Source organism: Streptomyces sp. CB03238 (genome assembly GCF_002099185.1).
Taxonomy (GTDB): Bacteria; Actinomycetota; Actinomycetes; order Streptomycetales; family Streptomycetaceae; genus Streptomyces.
Window position 1 is genome coordinate 153,738 of sequence record NZ_NBCN01000004.1, and the last position, 20,587, is coordinate 174,324.

General features: G+C 71.1%; 15 protein-coding genes. 11 read left to right on the plus strand and 4 right to left on the minus strand.

Going from position 1 to position 20,587, the window contains the following annotated elements; all coding sequences use genetic code 11:
* Positions 1-233: 233 nt before the first annotated feature.
* Together aceE and BKD26_RS07990 are read left to right on the plus strand one after the other, a co-directional pair.
* A complete protein-coding gene (gene aceE / locus BKD26_RS07985; RefSeq protein ID WP_084897123.1) occupies positions 234-2,924 on the plus strand; it encodes a pyruvate dehydrogenase (acetyl-transferring), homodimeric type in 2,691 nt (896 codons plus the stop codon).
* A 59-nt stretch (positions 2,925-2,983) separates the two neighbouring features.
* Positions 2,984-3,949: a YafY family protein gene (locus BKD26_RS07990; protein WP_084897124.1), complete on the plus strand. Its 966-nt coding sequence runs from the start codon at positions 2,984-2,986 to the stop codon at positions 3,947-3,949.
* On the opposite strand, the gene BKD26_RS07995 is transcribed toward BKD26_RS07990, so the two are convergent.
* The gene (locus BKD26_RS07995; RefSeq protein WP_084897125.1) at positions 3,940-4,875 is read right to left on the minus strand and encodes an SDR family oxidoreductase; all 936 of its coding nucleotides are present in this window, start codon (positions 4,873-4,875) and stop codon (positions 3,940-3,942) included. The genes BKD26_RS07990 and BKD26_RS07995 overlap by 10 nt on opposite strands.
* A 98-nt stretch (positions 4,876-4,973) precedes the next feature.
* Here BKD26_RS07995 and BKD26_RS08000 point away from each other — a divergent pair, with 98 nt between their 5' ends.
* On the plus strand, positions 4,974-5,492 hold the full coding sequence (locus BKD26_RS08000) for a DUF4240 domain-containing protein (protein ID WP_073752066.1): 519 nt from the start codon (positions 4,974-4,976) through the stop codon (positions 5,490-5,492).
* Positions 5,493-5,498: 6 nt separating this feature from the next.
* On the opposite strand, the gene BKD26_RS08005 is transcribed toward BKD26_RS08000, so the two are convergent.
* Entirely contained in the window at positions 5,499-5,996 is a 498-nt protein-coding gene (locus BKD26_RS08005) for a GNAT family N-acetyltransferase (protein ID WP_084897126.1), read from the minus strand.
* 33 nt (positions 5,997-6,029) lie between these two features.
* On the opposite strand from BKD26_RS08005, the gene BKD26_RS08010 reads away from it, so the two are divergent.
* Positions 6,030-6,935, plus strand: coding sequence for a TIGR01777 family oxidoreductase (locus BKD26_RS08010; RefSeq protein WP_084897127.1), 906 nt, complete (start codon positions 6,030-6,032; stop codon positions 6,933-6,935).
* A 282-nt stretch (positions 6,936-7,217) separates the two neighbouring features.
* Entirely contained in the window at positions 7,218-8,486 is a 1,269-nt protein-coding gene (locus tag BKD26_RS08015; RefSeq protein ID WP_084897128.1) for an NAD(P)/FAD-dependent oxidoreductase, read from the plus strand.
* On the opposite strand, the gene BKD26_RS08020 is transcribed toward BKD26_RS08015, so the two are convergent.
* Positions 8,483-9,949, minus strand: a complete 1,467-nt coding sequence (locus BKD26_RS08020) for a regulator (protein WP_084897129.1) — start codon at positions 9,947-9,949, stop codon at positions 8,483-8,485. The two genes, BKD26_RS08015 and BKD26_RS08020, sit on opposite strands and share 4 nt — an antisense overlap.
* 246 nt (positions 9,950-10,195) lie before the next feature.
* Here BKD26_RS08020 and lipB point away from each other — a divergent pair, with 246 nt between their 5' ends.
* The 4 genes from lipB (at position 10,196) to BKD26_RS08040 (ending at position 13,332) form a co-directional block, all read left to right on the plus strand.
* Complete coding sequence (lipB, locus tag BKD26_RS08025) at positions 10,196-11,026, plus strand: lipoyl(octanoyl) transferase LipB (RefSeq protein ID WP_084897130.1); 831 nt, start codon at positions 10,196-10,198, stop codon at positions 11,024-11,026.
* A gap of 116 nt (positions 11,027-11,142) precedes the next feature.
* Positions 11,143-12,096, plus strand: a complete 954-nt coding sequence (gene lipA, locus BKD26_RS08030; protein ID WP_084897131.1) for a lipoyl synthase — start codon at positions 11,143-11,145, stop codon at positions 12,094-12,096.
* 248 nt (positions 12,097-12,344) lie between these two features.
* Positions 12,345-12,614 carry a hypothetical protein gene (locus BKD26_RS08035; protein ID WP_073752059.1) on the plus strand — a complete coding sequence of 90 codons (270 nt, stop codon included), beginning with the start codon at positions 12,345-12,347 and terminating at the stop codon, positions 12,612-12,614.
* A gap of 10 nt (positions 12,615-12,624) precedes the next feature.
* Positions 12,625-13,332, plus strand: coding sequence for a DUF4191 domain-containing protein (locus BKD26_RS08040; protein WP_084897132.1), 708 nt, complete (start codon positions 12,625-12,627; stop codon positions 13,330-13,332).
* A gap of 61 nt (positions 13,333-13,393) precedes the next feature.
* Here the strand turns inward: BKD26_RS08040 and BKD26_RS08045 are convergent, their stop codons facing one another.
* Positions 13,394-13,861 carry an RDD family protein gene (locus tag BKD26_RS08045; RefSeq protein WP_084897133.1) on the minus strand — a complete coding sequence of 156 codons (468 nt, stop codon included), beginning with the start codon at positions 13,859-13,861 and terminating at the stop codon, positions 13,394-13,396.
* Positions 13,862-14,069: 208 nt separating this feature from the next.
* Here BKD26_RS08045 and glnA point away from each other — a divergent pair, with 208 nt between their 5' ends.
* Positions 14,070-15,479 (plus strand): type I glutamate--ammonia ligase, encoded by a 1,410-nt coding sequence (glnA, locus tag BKD26_RS08050; protein ID WP_084897134.1) that lies wholly within the window; start codon positions 14,070-14,072, stop codon positions 15,477-15,479.
* 754 nt (positions 15,480-16,233) lie between these two features.
* Positions 16,234-20,562, plus strand: coding sequence for a DNRLRE domain-containing protein (locus tag BKD26_RS08055; protein WP_084897135.1), 4,329 nt, complete (start codon positions 16,234-16,236; stop codon positions 20,560-20,562).
* Positions 20,563-20,587 lie beyond the last annotated feature (25 nt).

The following is a 20,587-nucleotide window of genomic DNA, read 5'->3' on the forward strand; positions in this document are numbered from 1 at the left end:
GGCGCCACGCGCGCTCATTCGGCGTCCCCACCTGCGAAAACAAGGCACCGGGTGCCCATTTTTGTGGCACCGAATGCCGACTTTGGCCTTTGGGGAAAGATTTTTGCCTCAACACTTTGATCGATCATCGATCACGGTCGTACAGTCGTCCGCGGACTTCAACAGAGGTCCCCTCGCCCTGTCCTGCCAAGACCAAGGGCTCCACACCCCTTCGACTCCGGAAGGCGGCGACTATGACCGACCCCACCCGCATCCAGCCGAGCGAGCTCGACCAGCTGCCGGACCGCGACCCCGAGGAGACCGCCGAGTGGCAGGCGTCCCTCGACGCCGTCGCCAAGGCCGCCGGGCCGCACCGCGCCGCGTACCTGATGCGACGCACCCTGGAGCGCGCCGAGGGCGCCGGTCTGGCGCTGCCCAAGCTGCTCGAAACCGACTACGTCAACACCATCCCCACCGCCGCCGAGCCCGCCTTCGGCTTCGACGGCGACGAGGAGATGGAAGCGAAGATCACCGCCTGGAACCGCTGGAACGCGGCCGCCATGGTCTCCCGCGGCTCCAAGTACGGCGTCGGCGGCCACATCGCCACCTTCGCCTCCGCCGCCTGGCTCTACGAGACCGGCTTCAACCACTTCTTCCGGGGCAAGGAGCAGGACGGCTCCGGCGACCAGCTCTACATCCAGGGCCACGCCTCCCCCGGCATCTACGCCCGCGCCTTCCTCGACGGACGGCTGAACGCGCAGCAGCTGGACAACTTCCGCCAGGAGTCCGGCGGCAACGGCCTGCCGTCCTACCCGCACCCGCGCCGCCTGCCCTGGCTGTGGGAGTTCCCGACGGTGTCGATGGGCCTCGGCCCGCTCTCCGCGATCTACCAGGCGCGGTTCAACCGCTACCTGACCAACCGCGACATCAAGGACGTCTCCAACTCCCACGTGTGGGCGTTCCTCGGCGACGGCGAGATGGACGAGCCCGAGTCGACGGCGGCCCTCGCGCTCGCCGCCCGTGAGGAGCTCGACAACCTCACCTTCGTCATCAACTGCAACCTCCAGCGCCTCGACGGCCCGGTCCGCGCCAACTTCAAGATCGTGCAGGAGCTGGAGGCCCAGTTCCGCGGCGCCGGCTGGAACGTCGTGAAGTCGCTGTGGGGCAACGCCTGGGACGAGCTGTTCCAGCTCGACACCACGGGCGCGCTGGTACGCCGGCTGCGCGAGGTACCGGACGCGCAGATCCAGACGTACCAGACCCGCGACGCCGCCTACATCCGCGAGGACTTCTTCGGCAAGGACCCCGCACTCGTCGAGATGGGCAAGCTGCTGTCCGACGACAAGATCATCGAGTGCTTCCAGTACTCGCGCGGTGGCCACGAGCCGCGCAAGGTCTTCGCCGCGTACAAGGCGGCCCTGGAGCACAAGGGCGCGCCGACCGTGATCCTCGCCCAGACGGTGAAGGGCTTCACCCTCGGCAAGGGCTTCGAGTCCAAGAACGCCAACCACCAGATGAAGAAGCTCTCGGTGGACGAGTTCAAGGACATGCGGGACCTGCTGGGCCTGCCGATCCCGGACTCCGCCTTCGTCGACGGCCAGGTGCCCTACGGCCACCCCGGCGCCGACTCCCCCGAGGTCCGCTACCTCCAGGAGCGCCGCGCGGCCCTCGGCGGCCCCGCCCCGGCGCGCCGCATGCACGCCCTGGACCCGCTGCCGGCGCCGGCCGACAAGACGTTCGCCGCGTTCGACAAGGGCTCCGGCCAGCAGTCGGTCGCGACGACCATGGCCTTCGTACGCCTGATGAAGGACCTGATCCGCGACAAGCAGACCGGCAAGCGCTGGGTGCCGATCGTCCCGGACGAGGCCCGCACCTTCGGTATGGAGTCGCTGTTCCCGTCGCTCGGCATCTACTCGCCGAAGGGCCAGACGTACGAGCCGGTCGACCGCGACCAGCTGATGTACTACCGCGAGGCCAAGGACGGCCAGATCCTCAACGAGGGCATCACCGAGGCCGGCTCGATGGCCGACTTCATCGCCGCGTCGACCGCGTACTCGACGCACGGCGAGCAGATGATCCCCTTCTACATCTTCTACTCGATGTTCGGCTGGCAGCGGACGGCCGACCAGATGTGGCAGCTCGGCGACCAGCTCGGCCGCGGCTTCCTCGTCGGCGCGACGGCCGGCCGCACCACCCTGACCGGTGAGGGCCTCCAGCACGCCGACGGCCACTCCCCCGTCATCGCGGCGACCAACCCGGCGGCGCTGACGTACGACCCGGCGTTCGCGTACGAGGTCGCGGCGATCGTCAAGGACGGTCTGCGCCGGATGTACGGCGAGACGGCCCCGGGCGAGGACCCGAACGTCTTCTACTACCTGACCGTCTACAACGAGCCGATGCCGCAGCCGGCCAAGCCCGAGGGCGTGGACGAGGGCATCATCAAGGGCCTGTACCGCTTCAAGGAGGGCACCCCGGTCACGGCCGACGCCCCGCGCATCCAGCTGCTGTCCTCCGGTACGGCGATCCACTGGGCGCTGAAGGCCCAGGAGCTGCTGGCCGCCGAGTGGGGCGTGACCGCCGACGTGTGGTCCGCGACCTCGTGGACCGAGCTGCGGCGCGACGCGCTGGAGGCCGACGCGGCGCTGCTGCGCGGCGAGGAGCGGGTGCCGTACGTCCGCCAGGTGCTGGCCGACGCGCCCGGCCCGGTGCTCGCGGTCACCGACTACATGCGCCAGGTCCCGGACCAGATCGCGCAGTGGGTCGAGCAGGACTACAGCTCGCTCGGCGCGGACGGCTTCGGCCTGTCGGACACGCGTGAGGCGGCGCGCCGCCACTTCGGCGTGGACGCCGAGTCGGTCGTGGTCGCGGCGCTGGCGCAGCTGGCCAAGCGCGGTGAGGTCCCGGCCTCCGTGGTGAAGGACGCGCGCGAGCGCTACGGCCTGTAGGGCCGGTGTTGTCGGGAGGCCCCCCGCTTCGGCGGGGGGGCCTCCTGCATCATGTGGGGATGCGCGCTGCCCGGCTGATCAAGATGGTGCTCCTGCTCCAGTCCCGGCCGTCCATGACGGCCGCCGAGCTGGCGCGTGAGCTGGAGGTGTCGGAGCGGACCATCACGCGGGACGCGCTGGCCCTGTCGGAGGCCGGAGTGCCGGTGTACGCGGACCGGGGCCGCGCGGGCGGCTACCGGCTCATCGGCGGCTACCGGACGCGGCTGACGGGCCTCGCGCGCAGTGAGGCCGAGGCGCTGTTCCTGTCCGGGGTGCCGGGCGCGCTGCGTGAGATGGGCCTGGACGACGCGGCATCGGCGGCCCGGCTGAAGGTATCGGCCGCCCTGATGCCGTCGCTGCGGGACGCGCCGGTGGTGGTGGCGCAGCGGTTCCACCTGGACGCCCCGGGCTGGTACCAGGAGCCCGAGACGCCGGAACTGCTGCCGGCGATCGCGGAAGCGGTGTGGGACGACCGGCTGGTGTCGGTGCGCTACCGCCGCCGGGACGGCGAGGTGGAACGGGACCTGGCGCCGTACGGGCTCGTCCTCAAGGCGGGCGTTTGGTACGTGTGCGCCCGCGCCGGCACGTCGCTCCGCGTGTACCGGGTGGACCGGTTCACCGCCGTCGCACTCGGCGACGAGCGTTTCGTACGGGACGAGGACTTCGACCTGCCGGGGTTCTGGGAGGAGCGGGCGGCCGAGTTCGCCCGCTCCCTGCTGCGTACGGAGGTGGTGGTCCGGCTGACGGAGGCCGGCGCGCGCGGCCTGCCGTACGTGACGGACCGGTCCGCCGCCCGCGAGGCGCTTCGGGCGGCCGGTCCGCCGGACGCGGAGGGCCGGGTGACGGTGACCCTGCCGGTGGAGTCGGACGAGGTCGCGTACAGCCAGCTCCTCCAGCTCGGGCCGGAGGCGGAGGTGCTGGAGCCGGATTCTCTGCGGGCGCTGTTCGCGGAGGCGGCGGACCGGATGGCCCGGCTCTACCGGTAGTCGTCGGCGGTCGCCTTCTTCCCGCCGTGGACGACGTCGAGGAAGTAGCCCCAGGCGTCCGGCTGGGAGCCGTCGGCGTCGGTGAAGCCGTACTCCTCGGCGAGCTGTCCGCTGGAGAGGGACCGGCCGTTCCAGCGGTGGCGGTCGGGGTCGGCGGCGAGCGCGGCGACCGCCCGGCCGACGTAGACCGGCGATTCGGCGATCGCGAAGTGCGGGTCCTTCTTCGTCCCGTCGCGCCAGTTGTCCTCCCGTACGCCGAAGGCGTCGAGCATCTCCTCCGAGCGCAGGAACCCCGGGGTGACCGCGACCGCCGTGCCTCCCACGTGCTTCAGGTCCTCGGCGAGAGCGAAGGCCATGCGGATGGGAGTGGTCTTGGCGAGGTCGTAGAAGAAGTTCTCGCGGAAGTGGGCGGTGTTGTACTCGGCCGTTCCGTCGGTCATCTCGACGACCAGCCCGCCCGGGTGACGCACCAGCAGCGGCAGTGCGCAGCTGCTGGTGATGGCGTGGCTGCGGATGCCGAGGTCCAGCATGCGCAGTCCGGCCTCCAGATCCGTGTCCCACATCGTGACGCCGAACTTCAGCAGGTGGTCGCCGCCCCAGAGGCTGTTGACGAGGACGTCGAGCCGTCCCCGCTCCTCGTCGATGCGGGTGACCAGCGCGCGGACCTGGTCGGGTACGAGATGGTCGGTCGGTACGGCGATCCCCTCGCCGCCCGCCGCGGTGACCAGTTCGGCGGTCTCCTCGACGGTCTCGGCCGGTCGGCCGACCTCGCTGACGCGGGTACGGGTGGTGCGGCCGGTGACGTACACGGTGGCTCCGGCGGCGCCGAGCTGGACGGCGATGGCGCGGCCCGCGCCGCGCGTGGCGCCGGCGACGAGGGCGGTCGTGCCGGCGAGGGGCATAACGCGGGTCTTGGCGTTGGTCATACGACCACCATGCCCGTCATATAAGACATCCTCTGTCCGGTTTCATTTTGGCCGCTCCGCGTGCACTGTCACCCCTGACCCAGGATGCTTGTCCCGTGATGGACGAGACGGAGTTCTGGGAGATCATCGACACGACCCGCGAGGCCGCCGAGGGCGACCCCGAGGACCACGCCGAGCTACTCGTCGAGCGGCTGCTGCAGCTCGATCCGGACTCCGTGCTGGACTTCGCCCGGCACTTCGAGGCCCGCTACAACCGTGCGTACACCTGGGACCTGTGGGGCGCGGCCGCCGTGCTGCTGGGCGGCGCGAGCGACGACGCGTTCGACTACTTCCGCTGCTGGCTGATCGGGCAGGGGCGGGAGGTGTTCGAGGGGGCGGTGCACGACCCGGACTCGCTCGCGGAGCTGCTGGAGGACTTCGACGAGGAGATCGACGGGGACGGCGAGGAGCTGGGGTACGCGGCGGACGAGGCGTACGAGCAGCTGACCGGCACCGTCGCGCCGGACCTCGGCATCCCGCCGCAGGCCCCGGAACCGGAGGGCACGCCCTTCGACTTCGACGACGACGCGGCGCTGGAGGAGCGCTTTCCGCGGCTCTGGGACCGTTTCGGGGTCTAGGCGAACCTAGGCGTACCGGAGGCTGCGCCCCATGAGGACGTCGTCGACGTACCGCCCGTCCAGGTAGAACTCCCCCGGCAGTACGCCCTCGACGACGAACCCCTCCGACGCGTAGAGCGTGCGGGCGGGCTTGTTGTGGCCCAGCACGCGCAGCGTGACGCGGGTGGCGCCCTGGCGGGCGGCCTCGTCGAACGCCGCGCGCAGCAGGGCCCGCGCGAGACCCCGGCCGCGCGCCCAGTCGGCGACGGCGAGGCCCTGGATCTGCCGCACATGTGCGTTGCAGGCGAGGCGCGTGGGAGGCACGAGCCGTATGTATCCGGCCGGCCGGCCGCCGTCTTCCGCCACCAGGTAGTCCTGCGGGCCGTGGGTGGAGTCGAAGAACGGGTCGTACGGCGGCTGCGGCTTCGGCACGACGGCGTGCAGCGGCGACCAGGTGTCGCGGTCGATCTCCGCCAGGGCGGGGCCGTCCTCGGGGCGTGCCGGACGTATGAGCGGGGTGGTCATGCCCGACACTGTGCCACGGGGCAGGATGGGCTCATGAAACGTTCTGGCATCGCTCGTATCGCGGTCACCGGTTCCACCGGCCTCATCGGTACGGCCCTGGTCCGCTCGCTGCGGGCCGACGGCCACGAGGTGGTCCGGCTCGTACGGCGCCCGGCGCGGGCCGGTGACGAGGCCGAGTGGGACCCCAAGCGGCAGTACGTGGACGTGGCGGGGCTCGTCGGCTGCGACGCCGTCGTCCACCTCGCGGGCGCGGGCGTCGGCGAGCGCCGCTGGAACGAGGCGTACAAGAAGGAGATCCGGGACAGCCGGGTGCTCGGCACGGCGGCGATCGCGGAGGCCGTCGCCTCCCTGGACACCCCGCCGAAGGTCCTGCTGTGCGGGACGGCGCTCGGCTACTACGGTGACACCGGGTCGCGCGCGGTGGACGAGACGGCTCCGGCCGGGGACGGTTTCCTGCCGTCGGTGTGCGTCGAGTGGGAGGACGCCGCGGCGGCCGCGGAGGAGGCGGGCATCCGTGTCGCGTACGCCCGCACCGGGCTGGTCGTGGCGCGCGAGGGCGGCGCGTGGGGGCGGCTGTTCCCGCTGTTCCGCGCGGGGCTGGGCGGCCGCCTGGGCAACGGCGAGCAGTACTGGAGCTTCATCTCCCTGCACGACGAGGTGGCCGCACTGCGCCACATCCTCGACACCGAGTCCCTGGCCGGCCCGGTGAACCTCACCGCCCCCGAACCGGTCACCAACCGCGAGGTCACCGCCGCCATGGGCCGCGTCCTGCGCCGCCCCGCCTTCCTGCACGTCCCGGCCCCGGCGCTGCGGATCGCGCTGGGCGACTTCGCCTCCGACGTCCTGGGCAGCCAACGCGTCCTCCCGGCCCGCCTCCTGAACTCCGGCTTCCGCTTCGCCTTCCCCACGATCGACACGGCCATCGCCTCCGCGAGGTGAGCACCCGGGGCGTGCCCCTTACGCGGCGCGAAGCCGCCGCGTCCCGGGGGTGCGGGGGCGTCAGCCTCCGTCAGGGGGCCGGGGCGGAGCCGCCGGGGTCGGGGAGCCGCCCACGGGGGTTCGTGCGACCCCGTGCTTCGGTGACCCCCCGCACGCGCGTCTGACCCGCCCCGCCACTCGCTCATACGCTCGGAGCCCGAACTCGGGTATTCCACCGCCCTCTCAAGGGCATGAGCCCCCCACGCACCCCCACGCACCGAACCGCCACCCCGGGGAGGACACGTGCTCAAGCACGCACGCCACGCGGACGTCGTCATCGTAGGAGCCGGAATCGCGGGACTTGCCGCGGCTCATCAGCTGACCAGTGCGGGAGTGACCGTCAGCGTCCTGGAAGCCGCCCCTCACATCGGCGGCCGCATGGCCACCGAGCACATCGACGGGTTCCGGCTCGACCGGATCGGGCAGTTGCTCAGCACCTCGTACCCCGGCCTCGGCGGCGCCGATCTGCGGCTCTTCCAGCCGGGTGTCCTGGTGTACGGCGACGGCCGGCTGCACCGCACCGGTGAGGTCGGCAGGGCCGCCCGGTGGGCCAGGGCCCGCGCCCTGGCGAGCGCGCCGCGCCCGCTGGACCAGGCCCGGCTCGGCGCCGCGCTGGCGCGGCTCGCCGCGACCGGGGACGCCCGGCTGCTGGCCCGCCCCGAGCGCCCGGCGCTGGACGCGCTCGCGGGGCGCGGCCTGCCGGCGCGAACCGTCAGCGGGTTCGTCCGCCCGCTGCTGTCGGCGCTGCTGTGCGACCCGGACCTGACCACGTCCAGCCGCTGCGCCGACCTCGCGCTGCGCGACTACGCGCGCGGCCGGCTGTGCGTCCCGGCGGGCGGCGCGGCCACGCTCCCGGAACGGCTGGCGGCGACGCTGCCGCCCGGCACGGTGAAGACCGGCGTCCACGTCAAGGACGCGTCGATCAACAAGGTCGTCACCGCCGAGCACGGCGAGCTGAGCTGCCGTTCCCTGGTCGTGGCGACCGGCGCCCGCGCGGCCGCCGAGCTGCTGCCGGGGCTGCGCGTACCGGGCTTCCACCCCGTGACGGTCCTGCACCACACCGCGCCCGCCGCCCCGCTGCCGGACGCGGCGCTCGTCCTGGACGGCGACCGCACCGGCCCGGTGTCGCACTCCGCCGTGATGAGCCAGGTCGACCCGTCGCGGGCTCCGCACGGCCGCGTACTGATCAGCTCGACGGTCCTGGGCGCCCCGCCGGACCGGCTCGACCAGCGGGTCAGGACGCAGCTGGCCGCCCTGTACGGCACGGGCACCGACGACTGGGAGCTCCTGGCCGTCCACCACGACCCGGAGGCGGTCCCGGCGATGCCGCCGCCGCACGACCCGCAGCGGCCGGTACGGCTGCTGGGCGGGCTGTACGTGTGCGGTGACCACCGCGACACGAGCACCGTGCGGGGCGCGTACCGGTCGGGCCGCCGCGCCGCGGACGCGGTTCTCCGTGACCTCGGTGTTCCGACCGTGTGCGAGGCACCCTCTCTGCGGGCCGCCGCCTAACCGATGGCGCCGACCCGGTCCCGATAGTTCCGTACCGCGCTCGCGTCCCGGTAGGGCTCCAGTCGACGCTCGAAGTCCCGGACGTAGTCCACCGCGCGCGCCGAGCGCATTTCGGAGGCCTGCTGGGCGGCCTCCGCGCCCAGCGCGCACGCCTGGTCCAGTTCGCCGAGGCCCAGGCGGGCGGTGGCGAGCACGATGCGGCAGAAGAGGCGGCTGCGCGCGAAGGCGGGCGCGCGCAGTTGGAGGGAGCGTTCCGCGTGCTGCGCGGCGGCCCGGTACTGCTGCAGGTCGCGGTGGCAGTGGCCGAAGTCGTCGGCGAGCTGCGCCTCGTCGAAGAGCCGGGCCCAGTACGGCACGTCGTCGCCGGGCCGGGCGGCGTCCAGTGCCCGCTCGGCCCGTACGAGGGAGGAGGTGCACGCCCGCACTTCGCCGAGGACGGCGTGCCCGCGCGCCTCGACGGAGTGCAGCATCGCCTGGACGACGGGTGGCGCGGACGCGCCGACGCCCTGCTGGGCGACGCGCGCCAGCTGCACGGCCTCACGCCCGTGCCCGAGGTAGACGGCCTGGCGGCTCATGGTGATCAGTACGTAGGAGCCGTAGGCGCGGTCACCGGCGGCCTGTGAGAGCCGCAGCGCCTGCACGAAGTACCGCTGGGCGAGGCCGTGGGCGGCGATGTCGTACGAGGTCCAGCCGGCCAGCCGGGTCAGGTCGGCGGCCGCGGCGAACAGCCGGCGCCCGACCGTCTCGCCGTACACGCCGCGCAGCATCGGCTCGGCCTCGTGCTCCAGGTACCGGACGAGGGCCTGGCGGGCGTGCCCGCCGCCGTACGCGTGGTCGAGGGTGCGGAACAGCTCGCCGACCGAGCGGAGGGCGGCGATGTCGCCGCCGGTGACGCGCTGGCCGGGCCCGCGGTCGGTGGCGCGCTGGCGCGGTACGGAGGCGGGAGTGGAGGCGGTCGCCCGGCCCTGGGCGGGGACGCGGGCCTCCGGGGTCGAGGGCGGGGGTTCACCGCGGCCCACGCGTTCGTCGGCGCGGCCGATCAGCCAGTCGCGGCTGGGGACGACGAGCCCCGCCGGGGTGAAGGCGATCTTGCGGAGCTCGGCGTGGCTGCCGGAGTCCTTGCGCCACAGCCCGCTGACGATGTCGACGGCCTCCTCGGGGGTGGCCGCGAATTCGAGCCCGGCGTACACCGGCGCGCACGCGTCCAGGCCCAGGTCCTGGGCGGACAGCCGTCGCCCCAGGCGGCGGGTGAAGACCTCGGCGATCAGCGCGGGCGTGGTGCCGCGCGGCTGCTGCCCGCGCAGCCAGCGGGTCACCGATGTCTTGTCGTACCGGAGGTCGAGGCCGTGTTCGAGACCCAGTTGGTCGACGCGTCTGGCCAGGCCGGCGTTGGAGAACCCGGCTTCGGCGATGAGGGCGGCGAGCTGGCGGTTGGGGGTGCGCTGCGGGGGGCGATCCGTCATCGGCTGTGCGGTCTCCTGCCTTGCCTTCTGGGCCGGGGTGCAGACCCCCTTGGAACGGCGCGAATTTAACCGCCCGTGACGCCCGGACCGCCACCTTCGCCCCAGATTCATCCGATCGTGTGAGGATTGGCGGCGCCGCTGACGGGCGTCGGCGGGGTGCGTCGGGGGACGCACCTGCCCGTCCGGGATCCCCGGCGCCGCCGTACAGTGGCGTGGGGCGCGAACAGGTTCTAGGGAGGCGTTGCCGTGAGTGAGCTGCGATTCGTCCATGCGGGCTTCGGCGCGGATGCGGTGGACTACCAGCGGGCGTGGGACATGCAGCGCGAGGTCCACGCCGCCCGGTTCGCGGACGAGGTCCCCGACACCTGCCTGCTGCTGGAGCACCCGCCCGTGTATACGGCCGGGCGGCGCACGGAGGACAGCGAGCGGCCCCTGGACGGTACGCCGGTCATCGACGTGGACCGCGGCGGCAAGATCACCTGGCACGGTCCCGGCCAGCTCGTCGGCTACCCGATCATGAAGCTTCCGCGCCCGGTGGACGTGGTGGCGCACGTGCGCCGCCTGGAGGAGGCGCTGATCCGTACGGCGGCGGAGTTCGGCGTGGAGACCACGCGGGTCGAGGGCCGCAGCGGGGTGTGGGTGCTGGGCGACCCGGTGGAGCAGCGCCCGTCGCTGGGCGGGCTGTCGCTGGACTTCGACCCGCGCCTGCACGACGAGGAGTTCGACGCGCGCCTGAACGGCCCCGAGTACGCGCCGTCCAACGCCGGCCAGCGCCGCGAGGACCGCAAGCTGGCGGCGATCGGTATCCGGGTGGCCAAGGGCGTCACCATGCACGGCTTCTCGCTGAACGTGAACCCCGACAACACCTGGTTCGACCGGATCGTGCCGTGCGGCATCCGGGACGCGGGCGTGACGTCGCTGTCGGAGGAGGCGGGCCGGGAGGTGACCATCGCCGAGGTGCTGCCGGTGGTGGAGCGGCACCTGCGCGACGTACTGGAGAACGCGGAGCTCAAGCCCCGCGAGATCGTGCGCGAACCGGACCCCGCCGCCCCGGCCGAAGCCGTCGCGTCCGCCTAGGAATGCGTACGTCTGGCCAGAGGTTTGCCAGGCGTAACGACAGCCGCCGAGAAGGCCACACTTTTATCGGGCGTACCCTGGTGTTCGCCGAGGAATCGAAGCCGTAGGAGCCAGCCGTGTCCGCAGTCGCACCCGACGGACGCAAGATGCTGCGCCTGGAGGTCCGGAACAGCCAGACCCCCATCGAGCGCAAGCCCGAGTGGATCAAGACCCGGGCGAAGATGGGCCCCGAGTACAACCAGCTCCAGCAGCTCGTCAAGAGCGAGGGACTGCACACGGTCTGCCAGGAGGCGGGCTGTCCCAACATCTTCGAGTGCTGGGAGGACCGCGAGGCGACCTTCCTCATCGGCGGTGACCAGTGCACCCGGCGCTGCGACTTCTGCCAGATCGACACGGGCAAGCCGCAGGCGCTGGACCGTGACGAGCCGCGCCGCGTCGGCGAGTCGGTCGTCACGATGGATTTGAACTACGCCACGATCACCGGCGTCGCGCGCGACGACCTGGAGGACGGCGGCGCCTGGCTGTACGCGGAGACCGTGCGGCAGATCCACGCGATGACGGCGGACCGCGAGGGCGGCCACACCAAGGTCGAGCTGCTGATCCCCGACTTCAACGCGGTGCCCGAGCAGCTGGCCGAGGTCTTCTCCTCCCGCCCCGAGGTGCTGGCGCACAACGTCGAGACCGTCCCGCGGATCTTCAAGCGCATCCGCCCCGGTTTCCGTTACGAGCGCTCCCTGGAGGTCATCACCAAGGCCCGCGAGGCCGGTCTGGTGACCAAGTCGAACCTGATCCTCGGCATGGGCGAGACCCGCGAGGAGGTCAGCGAGGCGCTCCAGCACCTGCACGACGCGGGCTGCGAGCTCATCACGATCACCCAGTACCTGCGCCCCTCGGTGCGCCACCACCCGGTGGAGCGGTGGGTGAAGCCGCAGGAGTTCGTGGAGCTGAAGGAGGAGGCCGACGAGATCGGCTTCTCCGGTGTGATGTCGGGCCCGCTGGTCCGCTCCTCGTACCGGGCCGGCCGGCTGTTCCAGCAGGCGATGGAGCGGCGGAGCCAGGCCACTGTGTGAATCGCCGCACAAGCGGTGGTGGGCGTGACGACGCGGCCCGTGCATGCGCCCAGGTGAGGGGCGCGCACGGGCCGCGTCGGCATGTCGGCGCCCGCACCGGGGTTTCATCGGCGTTTGACCGGTCGGTCACGCCCTGGTAACACCAATCAGTGACGATGCTTGTACGCCCCGCGCACACGCCGCCGCGTGCGCCGTGCGCGCGTCACTCCCCCACTCCCGCCGAACCCGCTCCCAGGGAGGACCCCGACATGCAGGCCGCCACTCAGCAGGTACGCAAGGCAGACCGGACGCGCCGGACACACGCCGTACCCGATCTCCGTGAGGTCCGGGCCAACGCCTTCCCGTCCGTCACCGACGCCCTGCGCGCCGTGGAGTCCCTGCTCCTCAGCGGTGGCCAGCGCACCGCCCGCCGCAATGCCTGGACGTCCGTCCTGGAGGACCGGCGCCGGGCGAGGGACAGGGTCGAGGCACAGCACGTACTGGAGGCCGCGGCCGACCGCACTTCCTCGGCCACGTAAACTTCACAGCATGGCGAGGAAGGCAAAATCAGACAGCGGTGACGCCGCTGCGAACCCCGGGCGACTGAAGCAGATCGCTCTGACGTACAAGATGACCCGAAAGGCCGATCCGAAGGTCGGTCTTGTCGTCGCGGGCGTGGGAATCGTCGTCTTCGGCGTCCTCCTCGCGATCGGCTTCCTGGTCGGGCACCCCGTTTACCTGGGCATCCTGGGCTTCCTGCTGGCCTTCCTCGCGATGGCGATCGTCTTCGGGCGCCGCGCCGAGCGGGCGGCCTTCGGGCAGATGGAGGGCCAGCCGGGCGCGGCGGCCGCCGTCCTGCAGAACGTGGGCCGCGGCTGGACGACCACCCCCGCGGTGGCGATGAACCGCAACCAGGACGTGGTGCACCGCGCCGTCGGCAAGGCCGGCATCGTGCTGGTCGCCGAGGGCAACCCGAACCGGCTCAAGACGCTGCTGGCGGCCGAGAAGAGGAAGATGGCCCGCATCGTGGTGGACGTGCCGGTGCACGACATCATCGTCGGCAACGGCGAGGGCCAGGTGCCGCTGAAGAAGGTCCGTACGACCATGCTGAAGCTGCCCCGGGTGCTCTCCGGCCCGCAGGTGACGGCCGCCAACGACCGGCTTCGGGCGATGGGCGACCTGATGAGCAATATGCCGCTGCCGAAGGGCCCGATGCCCAAGGGCATGCGGATGCCGCGCGGCGGAAAGATGCGCTAGGAGTACGCGTACGAAGAGGGGCGCCCCGCCGTCGTGGCGGGGCGCCCCTCTTCGCGTACCGCTAGCCGCGCACCTGCACGGCGCCCGCGAGACGGTCGTGCAGTCCACGGCCGTCGCGGTCCCAGATGAGCGCGGGGATGGCCAGGCACAGCAGCACGCTGCGCACCGCGACGCGGCCGAAGCCCAGCCGCTCGCCGTCGACGGAGATCACCCGCAGCCCGAGCAGCCGCTTACCCGGCGTACTGCCGACCGTGCCCACGGTGAGCACGTTGAGTACGAACAGAACGACCACGGCCCAGTTGCCCGCCGCCGCCTGGTCACCCGGTGCGATCAGGCCGTATGCGATCACCATGCACAGGATCCAGTCGATGAACAGGGCGCCGAAGCGCCGTCCGAGGGGGGCGATGGAACCCGGCCCCTCCTGCGGCAGGCCGAGCCGCTGACCCCGGTAACCGAAGTCGGCGCCCATCTCCTCGGCGGCCGCGCGCGGCCCGGAGAGCCACGATCCGATTGCTTGCCTGTTGTCCACCCGACCACCGTACTGTGCCCGCTTTCGATCACTTCGACCCGGGTCTGGTCGGGCGCGCGAGCCCTCGCGCCGGTTAACTTGGTCGAAACAAATGGGTCACGCTTGAGAAATCCCGCGTCCCTAGGGTCAGAACCAGCGTGTGCCACCGCACTGGCGCACGACCGAGCTACAACCCCGCCCTCCCCCGGGTGGGAGTAGGAGGAGTTGGATGTTCCAGAACGCCGACGACGTCAAGAAGTACATCGCGGACAACGACGTCAAGATGATCGACGTCCGCTTCTGCGACCTTCCCGGCGTGATGCAGCACTTCACGATTCCGGCCACGGCGTTCGACCCGTCCGAGGAGCTGGCCTTCGACGGCTCGTCGATCCGCGGCTTCCAGGCGATCCACGAGTCCGACATGGCGCTGCGCGCGGACCTGTCGACGGCGCGCCTGGACCCGTTCCGCCGCGACAAGACGCTGAACATCAACTTCTTCATCCACGACCCGATCACGGGCGAGCAGTACAGCCGCGACCCGCGCAACATCGCCAAGAAGGCCGAGGCCTACCTCGCGTCCACCGGCATCGCGGACACCGCGTACTTCGGCCCCGAGGCGGAGTTCTACGTCTTCGACTCGGTCCGCTTCAACACCTCGGCGAACGAGGGCTTCTACCACATCGACTCCGAGGCCGGCGCCTGGAACACCGGCGCCCTCGAGGACAACCGCGGCTACAAGGTCCGCTACAAGGGCGGCTACTTCCCGGCCCCGCCGGTCGACCACTTCGCCGACCTGCGCGCCGAGATCTCCCTGGAGCTGGAGAACGTCGGCCTCCAGGTCGAGCGCCAGCACCACGAGGTCGGCACCGCCGGCCAGGCCGAGATCAACTACAAGTTCAACACGCTGCTGGCCGCGGCCGACGACCTGATGCTCTTCAAGTACATCGTGAAGAACGTCGCCTGGCGCAACGGCAAGACCGCGACCTTCATGCCCAAGCCGATCTTCGGTGACAACGGCTCCGGCATGCACGTCCACCAGTCGCTGTGGCAGGGCGGCTCCCCGCTCTTCTACGACGAGCAGGGCTACGCCGGCCTCTCGGACACCGCCCGCTACTACATCGGCGGCATCCTGAAGCACGCCCCGTCGCTGCTGGCGTTCACCAACCCGACGGTGAACTCCTACCACCGCCTGGTCCCCGGCTTCGAGGCCCCGGTCAACCTGGTCTACTCGCAGCGCAACCGCTCCGCCGCGATGCGCATCCCGATCACGGGCTCCAACCCGAAGGCCAAGCGCGTCGAGTTCCGCGCCCCGGACCCGTCCTCGAACCCGTACCTGGCCTTCTCGGCCCTGCTGCTCGCGGGCCTCGACGGCGTCAAGAACAAGATCGAGCCGGCCGAGCCGATCGACAAGGACCTCTACGAGCTCGCCCCCGAGGAGCACGCGGGCGTCCCGCAGGTCCCGACCTCCCTCCCGGCCGTCCTGGACGCCCTGGAGGAGGACAACGAGTACCTGCAGGCGGGCGGTGTCTTCACGTCCGACCTGATCGAGACGTGGATCGACTACAAGCGCACCAACGAGATCGCCCCGATCCAGCTGCGTCCGCACCCGCACGAGTTCGAGCTGTACTTCGACATCTAAGAGTCGGGGTCGGGCGACCTGGGCTGAAGCCCTGGAAACAGGCTGTGACCTGCGAAAACTCTTCTCAGTAGTTCTCACTGTCACCGCTTGCTTTCCGCCCCCTTGTGCACCGAGTGTGCACCGGCCGGCCAATACTCTGACTTGATGCCAGACAGCCCGCCGCGAGGGCCGCTACCCATAGCCGGGTAGCGGCCCTCGCCGGTTTGTCCAGGGCCTGTGTACGGCGGCAGCCTTCTAGCTAAGGGTTGTCCCGTAACTGATCTTTGGCATGAGGGTGGTGGTCGGGATTGGATCCTGGCCCCCACCGGTGGGCTACGCCGCCGGCGACGCGTCGTTCTCTCGGGCCGTCCGGTTCGATCACCCAATGCCCAAGGTGGCCAAGGGCCTGACGGAGTTCCGGGCGTGCACGGCTCGGAGCGAGTGCGGTACCGGTCCTCGCTCGGGAGGAGTCTGGGCGCTGCCGGGAAGGCCCGCGAACGATTCACAAGCGCTACCAGCTAGCCGCGTAAGACTCACGCACCTACTGACCGCCGTCCGGCTACGCGCGCCCTGGCCTGAGGCTGGGGACGATGTGATCCTCGGACAGTGCCAGCACAGGGGTGTGGCCGTCTGCGGCGGTGTCGGTCCGGCGTGCGAAAGACCCACTTCCCCCTTGGTTGTGAAGCACCCGTCAAAGGTCCTACACCGCATGGTTACACTTGCGCCCTGTTTTTAAGAATTCTTTAAGGGGAGGGTTTTCTTGCAGGGCATACGTATGTCCAGATTCAGACGGTCCGTCGTGACCTCACTGGTGCTCTCAGGACTCTTCGCCGTCGACGTGGCCGCGCCGAGCGTCGCCCTCTCGGCTGGCATCGCAGCCGCCGCTGCCGGGCGCCCGACAGGGACGCCGCAGCCCAAGGGCGATGTCACATCAGCGCTGCTCCGGGCGCGGCTGGCGGGCAAGCGGGCCGAGGTCACCGACGCCCGGACCGAGACCCGCACGCTGTGGGCGAACCCGGACGGCACGGTGACGGAGGAGCAGGCCGCCGGCCCTGTCCGTTTCCGTGCCGACAACGGGGCATGGACCCCCGTGGACGTCAGCCTCACCAAGGCCGCCGACGGCACCGTCGTGTCGAAGGCGCACCCGCTGGACCTCACGCTCGGCAGGCCCACGCCCGCCCGGGCGGATGCAACGGCCGCCCGTCGGCTGCGCACCTCGGCTCCAGTCCCCGCCGCTTCGCCGCTGGTGTCGCTCACCTCGCCCGAGGGCAAGCACGTTGAGCTGGGCTGGCGGGGCGCCTTGCCTGAGCCGCGCATTGACGGCACTCGGGCGACGTATCCGGGGGCGCTGCCGCACGCCGACCTCGTCGTCTCCGCCACCCGCACGGGATTCGAGCAGTTCCTCGTACTCAACTCGCCCCAGGCCGTGAAGGGTGCGGGCACCCTCCGAATGACGCTCACCGCAAAGGGCCTGACCGCCAAGGCCGTCGCGGACGGCAGCGTGACCTTCACCGACACACGCACCGGCAAGCAGGCGGGCACCCTTCCCGCGCCCGTGATGTGGGACGCGCGCACCGACGCACGCTCCGGTGACAACACGCACCGCGCCCCCGTCGCGCTGTCCGCGGCCCAGCAGGGCGACCGGATCGACCTGACCCTCACCCCGGACGCAAAGTTCCTGGCAGATCCGGCCACACGATTCCCCGTCACCGTCGACCCGGCAGTCGGTCTGCTGACCACGTTCACCACCTTCGTCCAGGAGGGCTACACCACCGACCAGTCCACCGCCACCGAGCTGAAGCTCGGTAACAACGGCTCTGACCAGGTCGCCCGTTCCTTCCTCCGCTTCGACACCCGGGCGGTGAAGGGCAAGGACATCAAGTCAGCCACGCTGAAGCTGTGGAACTACCACTCCTGGTCCTGCCAGGCGCGTGACTGGGAGGTGTGGGACACCAGCACTCCCAGCACGGCGACTCGCTGGACCGCGCAGCCCTCCTGGAACCGCAAGTGGGCGAGCTCCGCGCAGACCGCAGGGGGCTCCGGTTGTGCGGACGGCTGGGTGACCGCCGACATCACCACGCTGACCCGCGCCTGGGCCGGTAACGCGTACGACCAGAACGCCTTGGGCATCCGCGCCACCGACGAGACGGACCCTTACGCCTGGAAGCGGTTCAACTCGCGCAACGCGGCGACCAACGTGCCGGTCCTGTCGGTGACGTACAACAACCCGCCCGCTGCGCCGGTGTCGACGGCGCTCTCGCCGTCCTCATACAACCCCTTCAACAAGCGCACCTACGCCACCTCGGTGACTCCCACGTTCTCGGCGAAGGCGGCGGATCCCGACGGTGGCACCGTACGGGCCCAGTTCGAGGTCACGCCCGATCCGGCGTTCAACGACGCCGGCACCTACATCTGGAGCGGCACCAGTGGCGCTGTCGCCTCCGGCTCCACCGCCATGCTGACGCTTCCGGCGGACAAGAAGCTCGGCGCGTTCGGTTACCGGGTCCGCTCGCGCGCCCACGACGGCTCCGTATACGGCCCCTGGAGCGACTACACCACCTTCCGGGTGAACACGGGCAGGCCCTCCGCACCGCAGATCGATTGCACCGGCGTCCCGCGCGACGCGTGGACCGAAACCAGCGGTGAGATCGGCTGCACCTTCACCACGACGTCCACCGACGGCCGCGGCTTCCTGTGGGGGCTGGACGACCCCAACACCCCGCAGCAGGTGAACGACCCCGCCGGCACCGGCGGCAAACCGCAGATTATCAAGATCACCCCCGCCAAGGGCTGGCACATCCTGCACGCACGCACCGTCGACTCCGCGGGTCTCCTCTCCGGCGTTACCGCCTACCAGTTCGGCATCGGCCCCAAGCCCGCCGTCCTGCCCGTCCCGGATGTTCCCAGCGCGCTGCAGGAAGGCGCCGAGGACACCCCCACCCCGATGCTGTCCGGCGTGCTGACCTCCGGCAACCGCCCGTACCTGCGCGGCGAGTTCGCCTTGTTCGACGGTTCGGGTGCGCCCCTGGCCGGCGTGCAACTGCCCCCGGCCTTCGAGGAGAACGGGGCGCGGGTCGCCACGGTGATCCCCGAGGGCACGCTCGTGCCCGGGCGCGCCTACCAGTGGGCGATGCGCGCCTGCGGTGACACGGCCTGCTCGGCGTGGACGCCCAACCGCACCTTCACCGCCAAGGCCGCGGCGATCGAGCCGGTCCCGCAGGTCCGCACCGTCGATATCACCGGCGCCGCGCTGCGCGACGCCACCGCGCCCGTCGGTGCCACCGACTGCGGTGACATCCCGTGCGCAGCCGTCGAGGACGGGACGCTGCGCGTCGGCACCCCTGGTGACACGGCCTGGCGCAGCTGGTTCAAGGCCGACCTGTCAGCCGTACCGCCCGGCGCCCGAGTCACCGACGCACGGCTCAAGCTGCACCGAGCCGACTGCGGAGCCGACGGCGACACCACCTGCACAGAGCCTGCCGCCACCCTGCGGGACCTTGCCGGCGCGTGGGACCCTTCCCTCAGCGGCCAGGCACTCGCCGCGGCGGCGAGCGAGGAGCCAATGCTAGCCGAGAACGAACTGCCGGCCGTGCTCGGCGACCTGAATTTGGCGGCGCTCGTCGCGGACTGGCTGTCCGGGACCGACAACCACGGCCTGAGCATCCAGCTCGGCGATGAGAAGACCGCGGCGCCGGGTGTGGTCTACCACTCCTCGCGCGCCACGGACCCGGCGCTGCGTCCGGTGCTGACGGTGTCCTACGTTCCCGCGAAGGCTCCTGGCATCCCGCAGAACGTCAAGGCCGTCCCAGCCGACAGCGGGGTGCTGGCCACCTGGAACCCGCCGACCGACCCCGGCGCCGCCACCGACGCCCTCACGTACACCGTGGTCGTCAACCGCGACGGTGCCGAGGTCGCCCGTACCACCACCCAGGGCACCCGTGCCGTCTTCACCGGTCTCACCAACGGTGCGGGCCACACCGTGACCGTCACCGCAGGCTCGGCACACGGCGCGTCGACGGCGGCGGTGTCTGCCGCGGTCCAGCCGGTCGCTGTCGCCGGACAGGAGAGTTACACCGAGGCGGTGCGCGACTACTTCTCCGCACGAGCCGGAGTCCTCAAGGGCACGTACACCACCAGCGAGCAGGCCGCCGCAAGCAGTCCGCACGGTGCCATGTTCCGGCATCTGCTGGAGCAGCAGATGCCCGAGCTCAACGACCGTCGCGGCGCGTACGCCCGTCACGGGCGCCGCTTCACCGAGATGACCACGACGTTCAACGACGTGCTCACCGGGCCCGGACCCGACGGCAGCGTGGTAGTGCGCGGCACCGTTGTCGAACACAGCGTGCTGACCAACACTGACGGTACTCAGGAGCCGGAGGAGGGGGAGTTGCCCGGCCGTTTCCTCTTCGCGGACGGCATTCTGCGCGTGGAGGCCGATGACGCCGCCGTGGAGGTCACCCTCCCCACGACGGACGATGCCGCACAGGCTGCCAGCGTGGCCCCGCCCGCGGAAACCAGTGTCGAGGAAGTCGTCGACGGCGAGGAAGCCCTGCCTATCGAGCTGGACGCCGACGGCATGCTCGTCGATGAGCCCGTGGCCGCCACGACGACGCAGGGGGTCGCGATGCGTGCAGCGCCTGACGCGAGCGGCACGGCGAGCTGGGCCAAGCGCAACGCCGGCATCGCGTGGGATTACGACACCGACTGCGCCAACTTCGTCTCCAAGGCATTGCACTGGGGCGGGAAGATGCAGCAGCGCAAGGGCGGCCGCAAGAACCCATCGCGCTGGTTCCGCAACAACATCGGCTGGTGGCGCGTGGACAGCTACACCTGGGCCGCTGCGGCGAACCTGCGTCAGCACCTGAAGAACTACCGCGGCGGTCGCGAGATCTCACGCTACGATGCCCGGCCAGGCGACGTGATTTTCGGCTACTACACCTCTTCCAAGAGGTGGAACCACACCGGTGTCGTCACCGCGGCCAAGGGAGGCAACATCAGCATCACCCAGCATGGCCGCAAGACCCACACCACCCTCAACCAGTGGTTCAAGGGCAACAAACACCTCAGCGCCATCAGCATCATCCGACCGGGGAAGCGCAGTTGAGCCGGGCGCGCCGATCGGTGTGGCT

Excerpts from the sequence above, each read along its gene's own strand:
- BKD26_RS08035 (WP_073752059.1), top strand. The coding sequence starts at position 12,345 with ATGCAGGCCGCCACTCAGCAGGTACGCAAGGCAGACCGGACGCGCCGG.
- BKD26_RS08010 (WP_084897127.1), top strand. The coding sequence starts at position 6,030 with ATGAAACGTTCTGGCATCGCTCGTATCGCGGTCACCGGTTCCACCGGC.
- BKD26_RS07995 (WP_084897125.1), bottom strand. The coding sequence starts at position 4,875 with ATGACCAACGCCAAGACCCGCGTTATGCCCCTCGCCGGCACGACCGCC.
- BKD26_RS08000 (WP_073752066.1), top strand. The coding sequence starts at position 4,974 with ATGGACGAGACGGAGTTCTGGGAGATCATCGACACGACCCGCGAGGCC.
- aceE (WP_084897123.1), top strand. The coding sequence starts at position 234 with ATGACCGACCCCACCCGCATCCAGCCGAGCGAGCTCGACCAGCTGCCG.
- BKD26_RS08020 (WP_084897129.1), bottom strand. The coding sequence starts at position 9,949 with ATGACGGATCGCCCCCCGCAGCGCACCCCCAACCGCCAGCTCGCCGCC.
- BKD26_RS08055 (WP_084897135.1), top strand. The coding sequence starts at position 16,234 with ATGTCCAGATTCAGACGGTCCGTCGTGACCTCACTGGTGCTCTCAGGA.
- BKD26_RS08005 (WP_084897126.1), bottom strand. The coding sequence starts at position 5,996 with ATGACCACCCCGCTCATACGTCCGGCACGCCCCGAGGACGGCCCCGCC.
- BKD26_RS08040 (WP_084897132.1), top strand. The coding sequence starts at position 12,625 with ATGGCGAGGAAGGCAAAATCAGACAGCGGTGACGCCGCTGCGAACCCC.
- BKD26_RS07990 (WP_084897124.1), top strand. The coding sequence starts at position 2,984 with ATGCGCGCTGCCCGGCTGATCAAGATGGTGCTCCTGCTCCAGTCCCGG.
- glnA (WP_084897134.1), top strand. The coding sequence starts at position 14,070 with ATGTTCCAGAACGCCGACGACGTCAAGAAGTACATCGCGGACAACGAC.